This window comes from Curtobacterium sp. MCPF17_003 (assembly GCF_003224385.1).
In the GTDB taxonomy this organism is placed as follows: domain Bacteria; phylum Actinomycetota; class Actinomycetes; order Actinomycetales; family Microbacteriaceae; genus Curtobacterium; species Curtobacterium flaccumfaciens.
The window spans coordinates 1-14,559 of sequence record NZ_QKLC01000013.1 but is presented as its reverse complement, the minus strand read 5'-3'; the positions used below and the strand labels follow the sequence as shown (position 1 = coordinate 14,559).

General features: G+C 70.4%; 13 protein-coding genes and 2 tRNA genes. 1 reads left to right on the top strand and 14 read right to left on the bottom strand.

Annotation, left to right across the window (positions count from 1 at the left end; translation table 11 throughout):
- Window positions 1-36 precede the first annotated feature (36 nt).
- The 6 genes from DEJ30_RS13125 to DEJ30_RS13100 all read right to left on the bottom strand — a co-directional run bounded on the left by DEJ30_RS13125 (window position 37) and on the right by DEJ30_RS13100 (window position 5,080).
- Window positions 37-537: a DUF3145 domain-containing protein gene (locus DEJ30_RS13125; RefSeq protein WP_027465337.1), complete on the bottom strand. Its 501-nt coding sequence runs from the start codon at window positions 535-537 to the stop codon at window positions 37-39.
- 175 nt (window positions 538-712) lie between these two features.
- Window positions 713-1,558, bottom strand: a complete 846-nt coding sequence (locus DEJ30_RS13120) for a DUF1684 domain-containing protein (protein WP_110862097.1) — start codon at window positions 1,556-1,558, stop codon at window positions 713-715.
- The gene (locus DEJ30_RS13115; RefSeq protein ID WP_173033412.1) at window positions 1,555-2,679 is read right to left on the bottom strand and encodes an AI-2E family transporter; all 1,125 of its coding nucleotides are present in this window, start codon (window positions 2,677-2,679) and stop codon (window positions 1,555-1,557) included. Before DEJ30_RS13115 ends, DEJ30_RS13120 begins: the two co-directional genes overlap by 4 nt.
- Before the next feature lie 7 nt (window positions 2,680-2,686).
- Window positions 2,687-2,761, bottom strand: a tRNA-Ile gene (locus DEJ30_RS13110).
- A gap of 13 nt (window positions 2,762-2,774) precedes the next feature.
- Window positions 2,775-3,986: a glycosyltransferase gene (locus tag DEJ30_RS13105; RefSeq protein WP_110862095.1), complete on the bottom strand. Its 1,212-nt coding sequence runs from the start codon at window positions 3,984-3,986 to the stop codon at window positions 2,775-2,777.
- A 179-nt stretch (window positions 3,987-4,165) separates the two neighbouring features.
- Complete coding sequence (locus DEJ30_RS13100; RefSeq protein ID WP_181420136.1) at window positions 4,166-5,080, bottom strand: DMT family transporter; 915 nt, start codon at window positions 5,078-5,080, stop codon at window positions 4,166-4,168.
- 39 nt (window positions 5,081-5,119) lie between these two features.
- On the opposite strand from DEJ30_RS13100, the gene def reads away from it, so the two are divergent.
- Window positions 5,120-5,695, top strand: a complete 576-nt coding sequence (gene def, locus DEJ30_RS13095) for a peptide deformylase (protein WP_110862093.1) — start codon at window positions 5,120-5,122, stop codon at window positions 5,693-5,695.
- 57 nt (window positions 5,696-5,752) lie between these two features.
- Here the strand turns inward: def and DEJ30_RS13090 are convergent, their stop codons facing one another.
- From DEJ30_RS13090 to DEJ30_RS13055, 8 genes are all read right to left on the bottom strand, one after another.
- The gene (locus DEJ30_RS13090; protein WP_110862091.1) at window positions 5,753-6,241 is read right to left on the bottom strand and encodes a hypothetical protein; all 489 of its coding nucleotides are present in this window, start codon (window positions 6,239-6,241) and stop codon (window positions 5,753-5,755) included.
- Between the two features lie 154 nt (window positions 6,242-6,395).
- Window positions 6,396-6,468, bottom strand: a tRNA-Asn gene (locus tag DEJ30_RS13085).
- Window positions 6,469-6,583: 115 nt separating this feature from the next.
- Window positions 6,584-7,594, bottom strand: a complete 1,011-nt coding sequence (locus tag DEJ30_RS13080) for a D-isomer specific 2-hydroxyacid dehydrogenase family protein (RefSeq protein ID WP_258369937.1) — start codon at window positions 7,592-7,594, stop codon at window positions 6,584-6,586.
- On the bottom strand, window positions 7,591-8,520 hold the full coding sequence (locus DEJ30_RS13075) for an ATP-binding cassette domain-containing protein (protein ID WP_110862089.1): 930 nt from the start codon (window positions 8,518-8,520) through the stop codon (window positions 7,591-7,593). The genes DEJ30_RS13080 and DEJ30_RS13075 overlap by 4 nt, the downstream gene beginning before the upstream one ends.
- Window positions 8,521-8,667: 147 nt before the next feature.
- The gene (locus tag DEJ30_RS13070) at window positions 8,668-10,365 is read right to left on the bottom strand and encodes an ABC transporter ATP-binding protein (protein WP_110862087.1); all 1,698 of its coding nucleotides are present in this window, start codon (window positions 10,363-10,365) and stop codon (window positions 8,668-8,670) included.
- Window positions 10,362-11,405, bottom strand: coding sequence for an ABC transporter permease (locus DEJ30_RS13065; protein ID WP_110862085.1), 1,044 nt, complete (start codon window positions 11,403-11,405; stop codon window positions 10,362-10,364). Before DEJ30_RS13065 ends, DEJ30_RS13070 begins: the two co-directional genes overlap by 4 nt.
- Window positions 11,406-11,407: 2 nt before the next feature.
- Window positions 11,408-12,484, bottom strand: coding sequence for an ABC transporter permease (locus DEJ30_RS13060; protein WP_083404423.1), 1,077 nt, complete (start codon window positions 12,482-12,484; stop codon window positions 11,408-11,410).
- A 117-nt stretch (window positions 12,485-12,601) separates the two neighbouring features.
- Window positions 12,602-14,218 (bottom strand): ABC transporter substrate-binding protein, encoded by a 1,617-nt coding sequence (locus DEJ30_RS13055; RefSeq protein ID WP_110862083.1) that lies wholly within the window; start codon window positions 14,216-14,218, stop codon window positions 12,602-12,604.
- Window positions 14,219-14,559: the final 341 nt, after the last annotated feature.

The following is a 14,559-nucleotide window of genomic DNA, read 5'->3' as shown; positions in this document are numbered from 1 at the left end:
CGTCGGGGCGGGCCTGCCGTCGTTCCGGTGGTCGGGTCAGCCGACGCGGTGCAGCCAGACGACCGGGTTGCCCTCGGCCGCGTGGCGGAAGGGCTCGAGCTCGTCGTCCCAGGCCTGACCGAGGGCGAGTCGGAGCTCACGGTGCAGCTCGAGGGCGTTGCTGCCCGCGACCTCCATCGCGTAGCGCACCCGGTCCTCGGGGATGACCATGTTGCCCGTGACGTCGGTCTGTGCGTAGAACACACCGAGGTCGGGCGTGTGCATCCAGCGGCCGCCGTCCGAGGCGCTCGTCGGCTCCTCGGTGACCTCGTACCGCAGGTGTTCCCACCCGCGCAGGGCCGATGCGATCGCGGCACCGGCACCCACCGCACCGGTCCACGTGTACTCGGTCCGGCGCGCACCGTCCTGTGCGGGCTGGTCGAGCCACGAGAAGTTCACGGCGCGGTTCATCGCGCGACCTGCTGCCCATTCGACGTGCGGGCAGAGCGCGCGGGGTGAGGAGTGCACGTAGAGCACTCCTGTCGTCGTTCCGTTCACGGTTCCTCCGATACGTCAGGTGCGACTTCCCCATCGACCTGGTGCGGAGGATCCTGACCCGGGGGCCACGGAACCATCGGTATGCGATTGTGATGTCCCGACGGGACACGCCCATTATGCAGCGCCACGCCTGGGAACGGCAAGGACCCGAACAGATCAGCGCCACGACGACCCGTCAGTGCAGAACGGCACCGCTCGCGTCGACCGGGTGCCGCTCCCCCGCCGTGATCGGTACCGGGACGCGGTTGTCCTCCGGTGGGATCGGGCACGCGTACTGGTACGAGAACGCGCACGGTGGCAGGACCAGCCGGTTCCAGTCGAGCTCGACCATGGCCTCGGCGCCGGGGTCGTCGAGGTACAGGAACCGCCCCATCGAGTAGGTGCTGCCCGGGTCGTCCTCGGGCAGGGCACTCGTGGCGTCCTGCACGATGAGCTGCAGCCGCGCGGCTCCGCGGTGGGCAGCCGACCGGACGGCGACGAAGCGCACCGTGGCACCACCCACGACGGTCTCGACGTGTCCGGCGACCGGCAGGGCTTCGCCGGCGGCATCACGGACGCTGCCACGGGCCTCCGGGGCGTCCCCGACCAGCGGGACGTACGTACCGGACGTCACCCAGTCGCCGGACCACGCGAAGCGGGCGATCTGCGCGAAGCGGGCGATCGCCTCGGACGACGGGTCCCAGACGCGCAGGGTGTCGCCGCTGACGGTGCCGGCGAGGCCGTCCGGCAGCGCGACGGTCGACGGCACGACGGCGGTGTCCCCGGCCACCAGGACCGTGCCGTCGACCGGGACGCCGTCGACGACGACGCCGTCCGGTGCCTCGGCGGTCACGGTGAGTCCGCCGACGGCCGGGGCCCACGTCCCGGGGACCGGCCAGACCGGCTGCGGGTGGTCGACGTGCTGGGCGTTCACCAGGGCGAGCGGCCCACGGGCACTGCGCGCCCAGCGGTCACGGTCGTGGACGTGCTCCGCGAAGGCGGCGACGACCGCGTCGTCGGGTGCGCCGGCGCCGCTCGTCACGCCTGCTCCTGGCGGGGGTAGATGACCTTCTGCACGATGATGATGACCGACGCCGCGACGGGCAGCGCCACGAGCGCGCCGAGCACGCCGCCGATCGTGCCGCCCGCGACCGCCGCGATGACCACGAGGGCGCCGGGCACCTGGACGGCCCGCGACATGATGCGCGGCGAGATCAGGTAGGCCTCGACCTGCATGTAGACCAGGTAGTAGATGCCCGAGAACAGGGCGGTGGCCGGCGACGCGAAGAAGCAGAGGAGCGAGATCACGATCGCGGCGGCCAGCGTGCCGACCAGCGGGATCAGCGAGCCGAGGAACGCGATGAACGCGAGCAGCACGGGCAGCGGCGCACCGATGATGAGCAGGAAGATGAAGCTCAGGATGCCGTTGATGAGCGCCTGCGACACCTGCCCGACGACGTACCGGCCGACCGCCTGCGTGATCTGCTCGCTCACGTCGATGAAGTTCTGGCGACGCGACGCCGGGACGAACCGGTAGGCCGCGCGCTTCATGCCCCGCATCGACGCGAGGAAGTAGAGCATCAGGATGATGACGATGAGCGCCCCGGTGACCCCGGACAGGATCCCGCTGCCGACCGCCAGGATCCCGCCGCCGACGCTGAGCAGGTTGCCCGGCTTCTCGACGAAGGACTGCAGCGACTGCAGCGCGTGGTCGATGTCGAACGACCCGGCGAACTGCTTCGACAGGTCCTGCACCCACGGCTGCTGCGAGATGTCCTGCACGATCTCGGGGAAGTTCTGGACCAGGTTCGAGGTCTGCTCCACCAGGATCGGGACGACGGCGAAGACGATGCCGGCGAAGGCCCCGAGGACGACCACGACGACGATCGTGATGGCGGACCAGCGCGGGATGATCCGCTCCAGGAACGACACGAGGGGGTCGATGCCGAGCGCCAGGAACAGCGCGACCCCGATGTAGACCAGGACCGTGCTCAGCTCGTTGATGATCGACCCGGCGAGCAGCGCGACGAGCACCCCGATCGCGCCCATGAACCCGATGCGGAAGGCGTTCACGCGCACGCCGGTACCGCCACGGGTCACCTCGAAGGTGACGTTCGGTGTCGGTGCGTGGTCGTCCTGCGACGTGTCGCGCTTCCTTGGCATGTGCACGTAGGGCGGGCGGGACTCGAACCCGCGGATCGTTCGGTTATGAGCCGACTGCCTTGACCAGCTTGGCTACCGCCCCTCGCCGGAGACCCTCAGGCCACCGGCTCACCACGATACAGCGACTCGAACGTCGACAGCGTGCGGTTGATGTCGTGTGCCTCGATCATGGCCAGACTGCGTTCCCGCATCGCCACGTACGCCGACTCGGGCGCGGTGAGCACCGTCGTGAGCTTCGCCGCCAGGTCGTCCACGTCGCCCGGGGTGAACAGGTACCCGTTGCCGTCGATCAGGTGCGGCAGCGCCATCGAGTCGGCGGCGACGACGGGCAGACCCGAGGCCATCCCCTCGAGCGAGGAGATGCTCTGCAGTTCCGCCGTGGACGGCATCGCGAACACCGTCGCGTTGGTCAGAGCCTCCTGCTTGCGCTCGTCGGAGACGAAGCCCAGGAACCGCACGCGGTCCTCGAGCCCGAGTTCCTTCGCCAACGCGGTGAGCTTCGGGATCATCTCGCCGTCGCCGACGATGGTCAGCGTCGCGGACAGCTCGGCGGGCAGCAGCGCCACCGCGCGGACCAGCACGTCGAGGTTCTTCTCGGGGGCCACACGACCGACGAACACGATGTCGTTGTTGACCGGGCGTCCCTCGCGCGCCACGTACCGGGACGCGTCGATGCCGCACGAGATCGCGAGGACCTGCTGCCCGGCGATGGCCTTCCGCAGGTAGTCGGCGGCCAGGTTCGTCGGCGTCGTGATGGTGTCGGCCAGCCGGTAGGTCTTGGCGGCGTCGCTCCACGCGATCTTCAGCGCGAGGGGCAGCGTCCACTTGCCGAACGGCGTGTACTCGAGCAGGTTCTCCGGCATGAAGTGGTTCGTCGCGATGACCCGGATGCCGCGGTCGTTCGCCTCGTGCACGATGCCGCGGCCGATGACCACGTGCGACTGGATGTGCAGCACGTCGGGCTTGACGGCGTCGAGGATCGGGCCGGTCCACTTCCGGACGCTCCACGGCCACACGAAGCGCAGCCACGGGTGCAGCGGCCACTTGTACGACTTCAGGCGGTGCACGACGAGCGTGACGCCGTGGTGCTCCTCGTCGAAGGTGCCGTACTGGCGGCTCGAGGCCGGGGCCACGACGTGCACCTCGTGCCCGCGCTCGGCAAGTCCGACGGCGAGCTGCTCGGCGAAGGTGGCGGCGCCGTTGACGTCGGGCGCGAAGGTGTCCGCTGCGATCAGCACGCGCAACGGTCGGTGACCGCCCGTCGCACCCGTCGGTCCGGCGGTGGCGGTGGTGGCGTCTCCTGACACGGCTGAGGTCGTCCTCTCGTGGGCGATGGCTGGTCGGCAGTGACGCTATCGCACCAGGATCGACGGTCGCGTCAGCCGCGCGGATGAGGGCGGCGACCTCCGGGCGCGCGGTGAGTGCACCACCGGTTGCGCGGCGAGTGCAGCGCCGCGTGTGCGCCGGTCGCCCGCGTCGGCCGGCGTCAGGCCCGGGTCTGCGGGTGGTGCTTGGCGAGCAGGAACACCCCGGTGATGGCGATGCCCGCGGCGACCACGAACCCAGCCACCGCGAACCACGGCGCCCCCGAGGCCTCGCCGAGCACGATGACGCCGATGCCGACCGCGACGATCGGATCGATCACCGTCAGCCCCGCGATCACGAGGTCGGCCGACCCGCTCGAGTACGCGTTCTGCACGAAGTACCCGCCGAGCGACGCCGCCACGACCACGCCGGCGATCGCGAGCACGGTCAGCCAGTCGAAGGTGCCGTTCACGAACCGGTTCAGCACGACCTTGGCCAGTGTCGCCACGAACCCGTAGAGCACCCCGGCCCCGACGATGTAGTACAGCGCGCTGCGACGCTTGGCCACCAGGCGGAACGACACCAGCACGAGCACCAGCACGACCGCCAGGATCACCAGCACGGTGACGAGCTGCTGGCGCGTGATCGCGCTCTCGTGCCCGACGAACGCCGCGATCCCGACGAAGATGCCGACACCGATGATGCACGTCCACACGGCCCGCCGGGCACGTCGACCGAGCGGTACGCCCGACGACCGTGACGAGAACCACGTCGTGATGACCAGCGCCACGGCACCCAGGGGCTGCACGACGATCAGGGGCGCGAACGTGATGCTGACCAGCTGCAGGACCACCGCGATGCCGAGCATGAGCGTGCCGAGCACCCAGTAGCCGCTCGAGACGAGCCCGACCACGTGCCGGACGCTCAGCCCCTTCGACTGCCGCCCGAGACGCGCCTCGACCCGCTGCACCCCGCGGCTCTGGAACTGTGCCCCGAGCGACAGGAACACCGCCCCGATCAGGGCCACCGGGATCATCAGCGCCTGGAACGGCGTGAGGTTGCTCACGGCGTCCGGCAGCTGGAGGTCCGTCGTCACGCGTCGAGGCTACCGTCCCCCGCCGGATAACCTGGGTGAATGGCCGTTCTCCCGATCCGCATCACCGGCGAACCCGTCCTGCACGAGCGTGCAGCCGAGGTCACCGCGTTCGATGACGACCTCCGCACGCTCGTCGCCGACATGCTCGAGACCATGGACCTGGCCCCCGGCGTCGGCCTGGCCGGACCGCAGGTGGGCGTCGGCAAGCGCCTGTTCGTCTACTCCTACACCGATGACGACGACGTCCTGCACCGGGGCGCCGCCGTCAACCCCGTGCTGTGGATCACGCCCCCGGTCCCCGAGTCCGTCGAGGAACTCGACGAGGACGAGGAGTCCGAGGGCTGCCTGTCGATCCCGGGCGAGCGGTTCCCGCTCCGCCGCTCCGAGAGCGCCCTGCTGCGCGCGTTCGACGAGCACGGCACCCCGTTCGAGGTCGAGGCGCACGGCTGGCTGGCCCGGATCTTCCAGCACGAGTACGACCACCTGGACGGCTGGCTCTACGCCGACCGCCTGGTGCACCCCTTCGGCAAGCAGGTCGCCAAGGCGATCCGCAAGAGCAGCTGGGGCGGGCCCGGCCAGTCCTGGTTGCCGGGTCGCGACCACCCCGAGGGCTGACGCCCGTCCGCCGCCGCCGGCCCGTCGCCGGTGCGGCGGTCGGCCTGGAGGCCCGGCTCAGCCCCGGTAGGCCGCCAGCGCGTCCCGCAGGTGGTCGGTCTCCGGGTGCCCGGGGCAGTACCGCAGGAGGCCTGCGGCCACGTGCGCACCGCGCTCGTCGGCGACCGCCGACGTCCACGGGTCCGAGCCACGCACGGCGCAGGCGCTCGCGAGCTCGACCAGGGTCGCGTCGCCACGCGCCGCCGTCACCGCGGCCTGCTGCTGGCTGGACGGCACCGAGCCGGTCAGGCGCTTCGCCGAGCAGTCGGCGCGCTCGGCCTCCCACACCGCCGAGTAGGTCGTGTAGGTCGCACTGTCCGATCCGTCGCCGTTGCAGACGAACGCGAAGACCACCGGCGACGCTCCCGAGCCCAGCCCGGTGTCCGAGCTCGTCGGGTCCTCGGACGCATCGGTGTCGGGGCCGACACTGCTGCAGCCGGTGAGCACCGCCGTCACGGCGACGACGACGCCCAGGAGCGCGAGTCGAGGCGAACGAGAACGGTGCACCTGAGAACGCTAACAGCATCGACCTGGCGTGAGCCGCGCGATCGTCGATCCCGGTGCGCTGGCTCAGGCCGGCAGTGGGCTCCGCCGAGCCTGACGAGGGCGCCGGACCGTCGGGAACGCAAAAGGCCCCCACCCGAAGGATGAGGACCTGTCGCTCCCCGAGTTGGACTCGAACCAACAACCTGCCGGTTAACAGCCGGCTGCTCTGCCAATTGAGCTATCGAGGATCACTGTTCGCTGGCGAATGACGTGCGAACAACGGGTAACAGCATAGCAGGACCCTGGCGCCCTCCACCGCATCGGACACGCCGCCCGGGCGCGCCGCGACGTGGAGCCCCCGTGTCAGTACCCGGCGTCCGGGTCGACGACGCCGACGAAGCCCTCGCCGTCGCCCCGGAGGAACGCCGCGGCGTTCAGCCGGACGCGCTCGGCGAGCAGGGGCGCGACCATGTCCGGGGTGTCGGCCTGGTGCGGGGTGATGACCGCGCCGATCTCGGACCACAGCGGGTGACCGTCGGGCAGCGGTTCGGGGTCGGTGACGTCGAGGCCGGCCGCGGCGATCTCCCCGGTGCGCAGGGCGTCGACCAGGGCGTCGGTGTCGACGAGTCCGCCGCGCGCGATGTTCACGAGCCGGGCGGAGGGTTTCATGATCCGGAACTGCCGCTCGCCGAAGAGCTTCGCGGTGCCCGAGGTCATCGCCGCCGCGATCATCACGACGTCGGCGTCGGGCAGGACCCGGTCGAGCTCGTCGGTGGTGACGGTCCGCGCGGCTCCCGGGACGGGGTCGGGCGAGCGGCGCACGACGGTGACGTCGACGTCGAACGGCGCGAGCAGCCGGAGGTACTCGAGCGCGATCCCGCCGGCACCGATCACGACGACGTTCCGCCCGTACAGCGAGACACCCTCGGGCTCGGTCGCCCACGACGACGCACGGGCGCGCTTCTGCAGGACCCGGAGCGTCCCGAGGGTCAACGCCAGCGCGTGCTCGGCGACCGGCTCCGCGTACGCACCCTTGGCCGAGGTGAACAGCACGCGGTCGCCGTGCTCCTGGATCAGGTGTGCGAAGGCGTCGACGCCGGCGAACGGCAGCTGCACCCAGCCCACCCCGGATGCGGACGACAGGGCGTCGGCGAGACCCGACGGGTCGCGGGGGTCGAGCCAGACGACCCCGCGGGTGTCGGCGTCGAGCGGCGCGACGGTGCCCCCGGCCTCGGTCACGGCGTCCACGTGCAGGTCCGTCGGCTCCGGCAGCACGGCGACGGGCCCGGGCTGCGGGGCCTCGATCGGCAGCGGTGCACCCGACGTGGGGACGACGGCGCGGTGACCCCGTGGGCCCTGGTCCGGGGTGCTCATGCGTTCTCCTGACGGTCGGTGCGCGGGCCGGTGCCGGCGGCGAGCGGACGGCGCGGCGCCGACGAACGGCGGGATGTGCTCGGAGCCGGACGACGCTTCACCCCGCGGGCCGCGGTCGAGGCGAGGGTCTTCACGTAGGGGTCGACGGGGTTGTCGAGGACCTCGTCGAAGGTGCCGAGCCCGACGAGCCGGGCATCGGCCATCACGGCGACGCGGTCGGCGAGGGCGCGGGCCTCGCGCAGATCGCTGGACACGACGACGGCCGAGAACTGCCGGCCGCGCTGCAGGGTCGCCAGGGCCTCGAGCACGGACTGCCGCACGAGCACGTCGACGCCGCGTGCCGGTTCGTCCGCGACCAGCAGCTGCGGCTCGAGCACGAGCGCCTTCGCCAGGGCGACACGCTGGCGCTGACCGCTCGAGAGCTCCCACGTGTTCAGGCGCATCGCCCCGAGCGGCAGGTGCACCGCGTCGAGCAGCCGGGCCACGATGAGCCCGGCCTCGCGCCGGTCGAACCGGCGGTCGCGTGCGTAGATCGGTTCGGCGACGGCCTCGCCCACGGTCAGGTCCGGGCTGAGCCGGTCGGCGCCGTCCTGCGGCAGGTAGCCGATCCGACCGCTCAGCCGTTCGAGCTTGCGCGACGAGGGACGGAGGCCCCGGGTCTTCTGGCCGAGCACGGTCAGCTCGCCGCCGACGATGTGCCGACGGAGGGCCCCCTCGCCCTCGCCGTGGGATCCGAGCTGGCCGGCGATGGCGGCGGCGAAGGTCGACTTGCCCGAGCCCGACTCACCGAGCAGGGCGAGGATCTCCCCCTGCCGGACCGTGAGGCTCACGCCGTCGACGGCCCGGATGGACTCGCCCCCGCGTCCGCCCCGGTACTCGATCGACACGTCGTCCGCGACGACCGCCGGTCCGTTGACCGCGATCATGGGTCCCCTTCCACGCCGCCCCCTGGCGGCGGTTCGCGACGGACCGCCCTGGCAGGTCCGTCGTGCGTACAGCAGTGGAGCCGACCACCCTGGAGGCCCGGCGTGCGTCGACGACGCTGCCGGGCCTCCAGGGTGGGTCACCCCGGGTCAGGACCCGGCGTGCTCCAGTCGCTCCAGCGTACGCCGTCGCTCCGCCTGCTCCGCTGGATCCGGCACCGGCAGCGACGCGAGGAGCCGCTGCGTGTAGGGGTGCTGCGGCGCGCCGAGGACCTGCGCCGTCGTGCCCGTCTCGACCAGGTCGCCGCGGTACAGCACCGCGATCCGGTCGGACAGCGCGCCGACGACCGCGAGGTCGTGGCTGATGAACAGCGAGGCGAAGCCGAGGTCCTGCTGGAGCTCGAGGAAGAGCTCGAGCACGCGCGCCTGCACGGACACGTCGAGCGCACTCGTCGGCTCGTCGGCGATGAGCAGCTTCGGCCGGAGCGCGAGCGACCGGGCGAGCGACGCGCGCTGGCGCTGCCCACCGGAGAGCTCGTGCGGGTAGCGGTCGCCGTACGCGGCCGGCAGCTGCACGGCCTCGAGCAGCTCGTCCACCCGCTTGCGCGCGGCACGGGGGCTCGAGACCTCCTTGTGCACGACCAACGGCTCGGCGACGCACTCCGCGATCGTCAGCAGCGGGTTGAACGAGGTCGCCGGGTCCTGGAACACGAACCCGATGTCCTTCCGCAGGTGCTTGAAGTCGCGTTCGCGGTACCCGAGCATCTCGGCGCCGAGGACCTTGAGCGAGCCGCCGGTGACCTTCGTCAGGCCCGCCATGGCCCGGCCGATCGTGGTCTTGCCGGAGCCGGACTCCCCCACGAGGCCGAGGACCTCTCCCGGGCGGATCGCCAGGTCGACGCCCTTGACGGCCTTGAACGCCGGCGATCCGAGACGCCCGGGGTACTCGATCTCGAGCCCCTTCGCCTCGACCAGCGGTGTGACGTCCTCGGAGATCGCGGCGCGTCGGGCCACCCCGGTGGACGCCTCGAGCCGGGGCACCGCCGCGAGCAGCCGCTTGGTGTAGTCGGCCTGCGGCGTCGCGAACAGCGCCGTCGCCGTGGCCTCTTCGACGATCTCGCCCTGGTACATCACGGCGACGCGGTCGGCCAGGTCGGCGACCACGCCCATGTTGTGCGTGATGACGACGATCGCGGTGCCGAACTCGTCACGGCAGCGGCGCAGCAGGTCGAGGATCTCGGCCTGCACCGTCACGTCGAGCGCCGTCGTGGGCTCGTCCGCGATGATGACGCTCGGCTCCAGGGCCAGTGCGCTCGCGATGACCACGCGCTGCTTCTGCCCGCCGGAGAACTGGTGAGGGTAGTGGTCGACGCGGGTCTCGGGGTCGGGGATGCCGACGCGACCGAGGTAGTCGATGGCCTTCGCCCGTGCCTCCTTCTTCGACACGCCGCCGTGGGCGCGGAGCCCCTCGGCGATCTGCCACCCGACGGTGAAGACCGGGTTGAGCGCGGTCGACGGTTCCTGGAACACCATCGCCCCGGCCGTTCCGCGCAGGTTGCGGAGCTTCTGCGCGCCGACGCTCACCACGTCGGTGCCCTCGAGCAGCACCGCGCCGCCGAGCGTCGCCGTCTCCGGCATGAGCCGCAGCATGCTGCGCGCCGTGACGGACTTGCCCGAGCCGGACTCGCCGACCAGGGCGAGCACCTCGCCGGGGCGGACGTCGAGACTGACGCCCTTGACCGCGTCGACGGCGCCGCCGTCGGTCGCGAACGTGACGGTCAGGTCGTCCACGACGACGACGGGTTCGGTGGTGGTGTCGCCCGGTTGCAGGCGGGTCGTCGGGGTCATGCGCCCGTCCCTTCCGTGTCGTTCCCGGCGTTGCGCGGTGCCTCGGCGTCGCGCGCGTCGCGTGTTTCCCGCGTTTCTCTCGTGGACACGAGTTGCTTCAGGCGTCGGCGTGCACGCAGGCGGGGATCGGAGATGTCGTTCAGGCTCTCGCCGATGAAGGTCACACCGAGCACGAGCACCACGATCGCGACACCCGGGTAGACACCGGTCCACCAGACGCCGCTCGCGACGTCCGAGAGCGCGCGGCTCAGGTCGTAGCCCCACTCGGCGCCGGACGTCGGGCCGATGCCGAACCCGAGGAAGCCGAGGCCGGCCAGGGTCAGGATCGCGTCGCTCGCGTTGAGCGTCAGGATGAGCGGCAGGGAACGGGTCGAGTTCCGCAGGACGTGCCGCGTCATGATCCGCCACGGGTTCGTGCCCATCACGCGCGCCGACTCGACGAACGCGTCGTTCTTCAGCCGGACGGCCTCGGCACGGACCACGCGGAAGTACTGCGGCACGTAGACGACGGTGATCGAGATCGCCGCCGCGATGATGCCGCCCGAGTAGCTCGAGTTGCCGCCGGAGATGACGATGGACACGATGATCGCGAGCAGCAGCGACGGGAACGCGTAGATGGCGTCGGCCACGACCACCAGGACGCGGTCGAGCCAGCCGCCCAGGTACCCGGAGACCATGCCGAGCAGGACGCCGACGATGATCGAGACGATCACGGCGACGATGACGACGAGCACGGCGGTGCGGGCTCCGTAGAGCACGCGGCTGAACACGTCGAAGCCGCCGACCGTGGTGCCCCAGATGTGCTCGGCACTCGGTGCGCCGGTGCGCGGGAAGCTCTGCCCGTCCGCGCCCTGCAGCTGGCCGAAGCCGTACGGGGCGAGGAGCGGTGCGAAGACCGCGACGAGCAGGTAGAGGGCGCAGATGACCACGCCGACGATGAGCATGGCGCGCTGCCAGCCGGTGCTCCGGCGGAGCTGGACCACCACGGGGAGCCGCTTCCAGAGCGGCTCGTGGCGGTCGACGAGGGTGGTGTCGACCATCGTCAGAACCTCACTCTCGGGTCGATCAGGGCGGCGACGACGTCGACGATGAAGTTGGTCACCGCGACGATCACCGCCAGCATCGCAACGATGCCCTGCACCGCGACGAAGTCACGGGCCGACAGGTACTGGTTGAGCTCGAAGCCCAGGCCGCGCCACCCGAAGGTCGTCTCGGTGAGCACCGAGCCGCCCAGGAGCATCGCGATCTGCAGCCCCATCACGGTGATGATCGGCACGAGGGCCGGACGGAACGCGTGGGTGCGGACGAGCCGCGATTCGCGCACGCCGCGGGACCGGGCGGCGTCGACGTACTCCGAGCCGAGCGACCCGATCATGTTCGCGCGCACCAGGCGCAGGAAGATGCCCGCCGTCAGCAGACCGAGCGTCAGCGCGGGCAGGACGGCGTGCTGCAGCACGTCGCCGATGACCGCGGCGTTGCCGGTGCGGAGCGCGTCGATGATGTAGATGCCGCTCGCGCCCGGGATGCCGTCGAGGATGAGCGACACCCGGGTCGAGGCACGGTCGCCGAGGGGCAGCCAACCGAGCCACACCGAGAAGACGAGCTTGAGCAGCAGGCCACCGAAGAACACCGGCGTGGCGTAGGTCAGGATCGCGAGCGCACGGAGCAGCACGTCCGGCCACTTGTCGCGCGTGTACGCGGCGAGCATGCCGAGCGGGATGCCGAGCACGAGCGCGACGATGAGCGCGTAGAACACGAGCTCCGCGGTCGCGCCGCCGTACGTGACGATGATGTCGGTGATCGGACGGTTGTCCGTCGACGAGGTGCCGAAGTCACCGCGCAGGATGTTGCCGAGGTACTCGAAGTACTGCACGAGCACCGGCCGGTCGTACCCGGCGGCGTGCAGGCGTTCCTGCAGCTGGCTCGGCGTGAGACGACCGCCGACCGATGCGGTGATCGGGTTCCCGATGACGCGCATCAGGAAGAACACGAGCGTCACCAGGATGAAGACGGTCGGGATGATGAGGAGGAACCTGACGAGGATGTACCGGCCGAGTCCGCCGCCACTGTTCTTGGCACTGCGTTGTGCCTGTGGCTTGGTGGGATCGGTGCCGTTCACGTCCTGCGTCGCCTCGGGAGTGCTGAGGGTCACGGGGTGTGTGCCTTTCGTCGCCGTTGCACAGGCACGCGGGCGTTCCTCGTGGGAACGCCCGCGGCCTGCACGTGGGGCTTGGTGCTACTTGCTCAGGGTGGCGTACCGGAACTTGAACGAGGCGTCGAGGGTCAGGCCCTTGACGTCCTTGCCGGCGACCGCGACGGACTTGCCCTGCAGCAGCGGCAGCGTCGAGATCTGGGTGGCCTCGCGCTCCTGGGCCTGCTCGATCAGGTCAGCACGCTTGTCCGCGTCGGACTCGGCCTGCTCCTTCGCGATGAGGTCCTGGATCTCCGGGTCGTCGTAGTGGTTCTGGACGAAGTTCTCCTTGGTGAAGAACGGCGACAGGTAGTTGTCGGCGTCGGAGAAGTCCGGGAACCAGCCGAGCTGGTACACGGGGTAGGCGTCCTTGGTGCGCTCCTGCGCGTAGGTCGTGTAGACCGTCGACTGGATGTTGACGGTGAACAGACCGGAGTCCTCGAGCTGCTGCTTGAGCAGCGCGTACTCGTCGTCCGAGGCCGAACCGTAGTGGTCGGGCGCGTACTGGATGTCGAGCTGCACCTTGCCCGTGACGCCGGCGTCGGACAGCGTCTTCTTCGCCTTGGACACGTCCGCGCCGCCGTCGCCGTCGCCGTACATCTCCTTGAACGGCTGGACCGCGCCGGTCAGGCCGTCCGGGACCATCGAGTACAGCGGGGTGAAGGTGTCGTTGTAGACCTCCTTCGCGAGCTGGGCACGGTCGACGACGTCGGCAGCGGCCTGACGCACGGCCAGGGCCTTCGCCTCGTCGGCGTCGTCCTGCCCGGTGCCGAACGGCTGCGTCTTGAAGTTGAAGACCACGTAGCGGATCTCGCCGCCGGGGCCGTCGGTGACCTTGAGGGAGTCGTCCTTGCGCAGGTCCGAGATGTCGGTCGGCGTCAGGGAGCGGTACGCCACGTCGACGTCACCCTTCTGCACGGCGAGCTTGAGGTCGGTCTCCTTGGTGTAGTAGCTGGCGGTGACCTCGTCGGTCTTCGCCTTGCCGAGCAGGCCGTCGTACTTCGGGTTCGTCTTGTACTGGATCGTGTCGTTCTCCTTGTAGGAGCTGATCTGGTACTGGCCGGCGAAGGCCTTGCCCTTGACGATGTCGTCGGCGCTGGTGAGCTTCGTCGCGCTGAAGACGTCCTCGTCGACGATCGGACCCGCGGGGCTCGAGAGCACCTGCGGCCAGGTCTGGTCGGCGTGGTCGAGGTTGAACACCACGGTGGTGTCGTCCGGGGTGTCGATGCTCTTGAGGTTGGCCAGCAGCGACTGCGGACCGTTCTCGTTGTTGATCTTCAGCTCGCGGTCGAACGAGAACTTCACGTCGCTCGACGTGAGCTTGTTGCCGTTCGCGAACTCGAGCCCGTCCTTGAGGGTGACCTCGTAGGTGGTCGGGTTCGTGAACTCCGCCTTCGTGGCGATGTCCGGCTCGACGTCCGGGCTCCCCACGGGCGTGTTCATCAGGAACGGGAACACCTGGTTCTGCACGGCGAAGGAGCCGTTGTCGTAGGAACCGGCCGGGTCGAGGGACGTGATCTTGTCCGTCGTCCCGATGCTCAGGCCGTTCAGTTCGGTGTCACTCACGCTGCTGCTCGCGCAGCCGGTCAGCACCAGCGCCGTCGCTGCTGCACCGGCGCCGAGCGCGATGCCGCGCTTGCCCCACTTGGTCACGGATGCCATGTCCGCTGCCTCTCTGGTCATGATTGCAAGAGTCCTGAGCCGGAGGGTGGTACGTCTGTGTGCCCGGCCAGGAACGCTCATTGGTATCACCCTGTCACGGAACAGAACGAACCGGGGGCGATTTGTTTACACCGCTGTAATGCACGGGCCCGTCGCGTGATGCATGATTCCGCCGGAGTCGAGCGGCGCGTCACGCACGAATGTTGCGTGGTGCAACCTGGGTCGTCGGGCGCTCGTTCCCGGTCGTGCCCGCCCCCAGGAGCACCCGGACTGCCGTCCGACGGGACGCCAGCCGACGGTTCGTGCCACCTCGGTGGTGCGCCTGTCTCTTATACACATCT

Bases quoted from the DNA above. Each gene is read 5' to 3' on its own strand.
- DEJ30_RS13115 (WP_173033412.1), bottom strand. From the start codon at position 2,679: ATGCCAAGGAAGCGCGACACGTCGCAGGACGACCACGCACCGACACCG.
- def (WP_110862093.1), top strand. From the start codon at position 5,120: ATGGCCGTTCTCCCGATCCGCATCACCGGCGAACCCGTCCTGCACGAG.
- DEJ30_RS13080 (WP_258369937.1), bottom strand. From the start codon at position 7,594: ATGAGCACCCCGGACCAGGGCCCACGGGGTCACCGCGCCGTCGTCCCC.
- DEJ30_RS13075 (WP_110862089.1), bottom strand. From the start codon at position 8,520: ATGATCGCGGTCAACGGACCGGCGGTCGTCGCGGACGACGTGTCGATC.
- DEJ30_RS13070 (WP_110862087.1), bottom strand. From the start codon at position 10,365: ATGACCCCGACGACCCGCCTGCAACCGGGCGACACCACCACCGAACCC.
- DEJ30_RS13065 (WP_110862085.1), bottom strand. From the start codon at position 11,405: ATGGTCGACACCACCCTCGTCGACCGCCACGAGCCGCTCTGGAAGCGG.
- DEJ30_RS13055 (WP_110862083.1), bottom strand. From the start codon at position 14,218: ATGGCATCCGTGACCAAGTGGGGCAAGCGCGGCATCGCGCTCGGCGCC.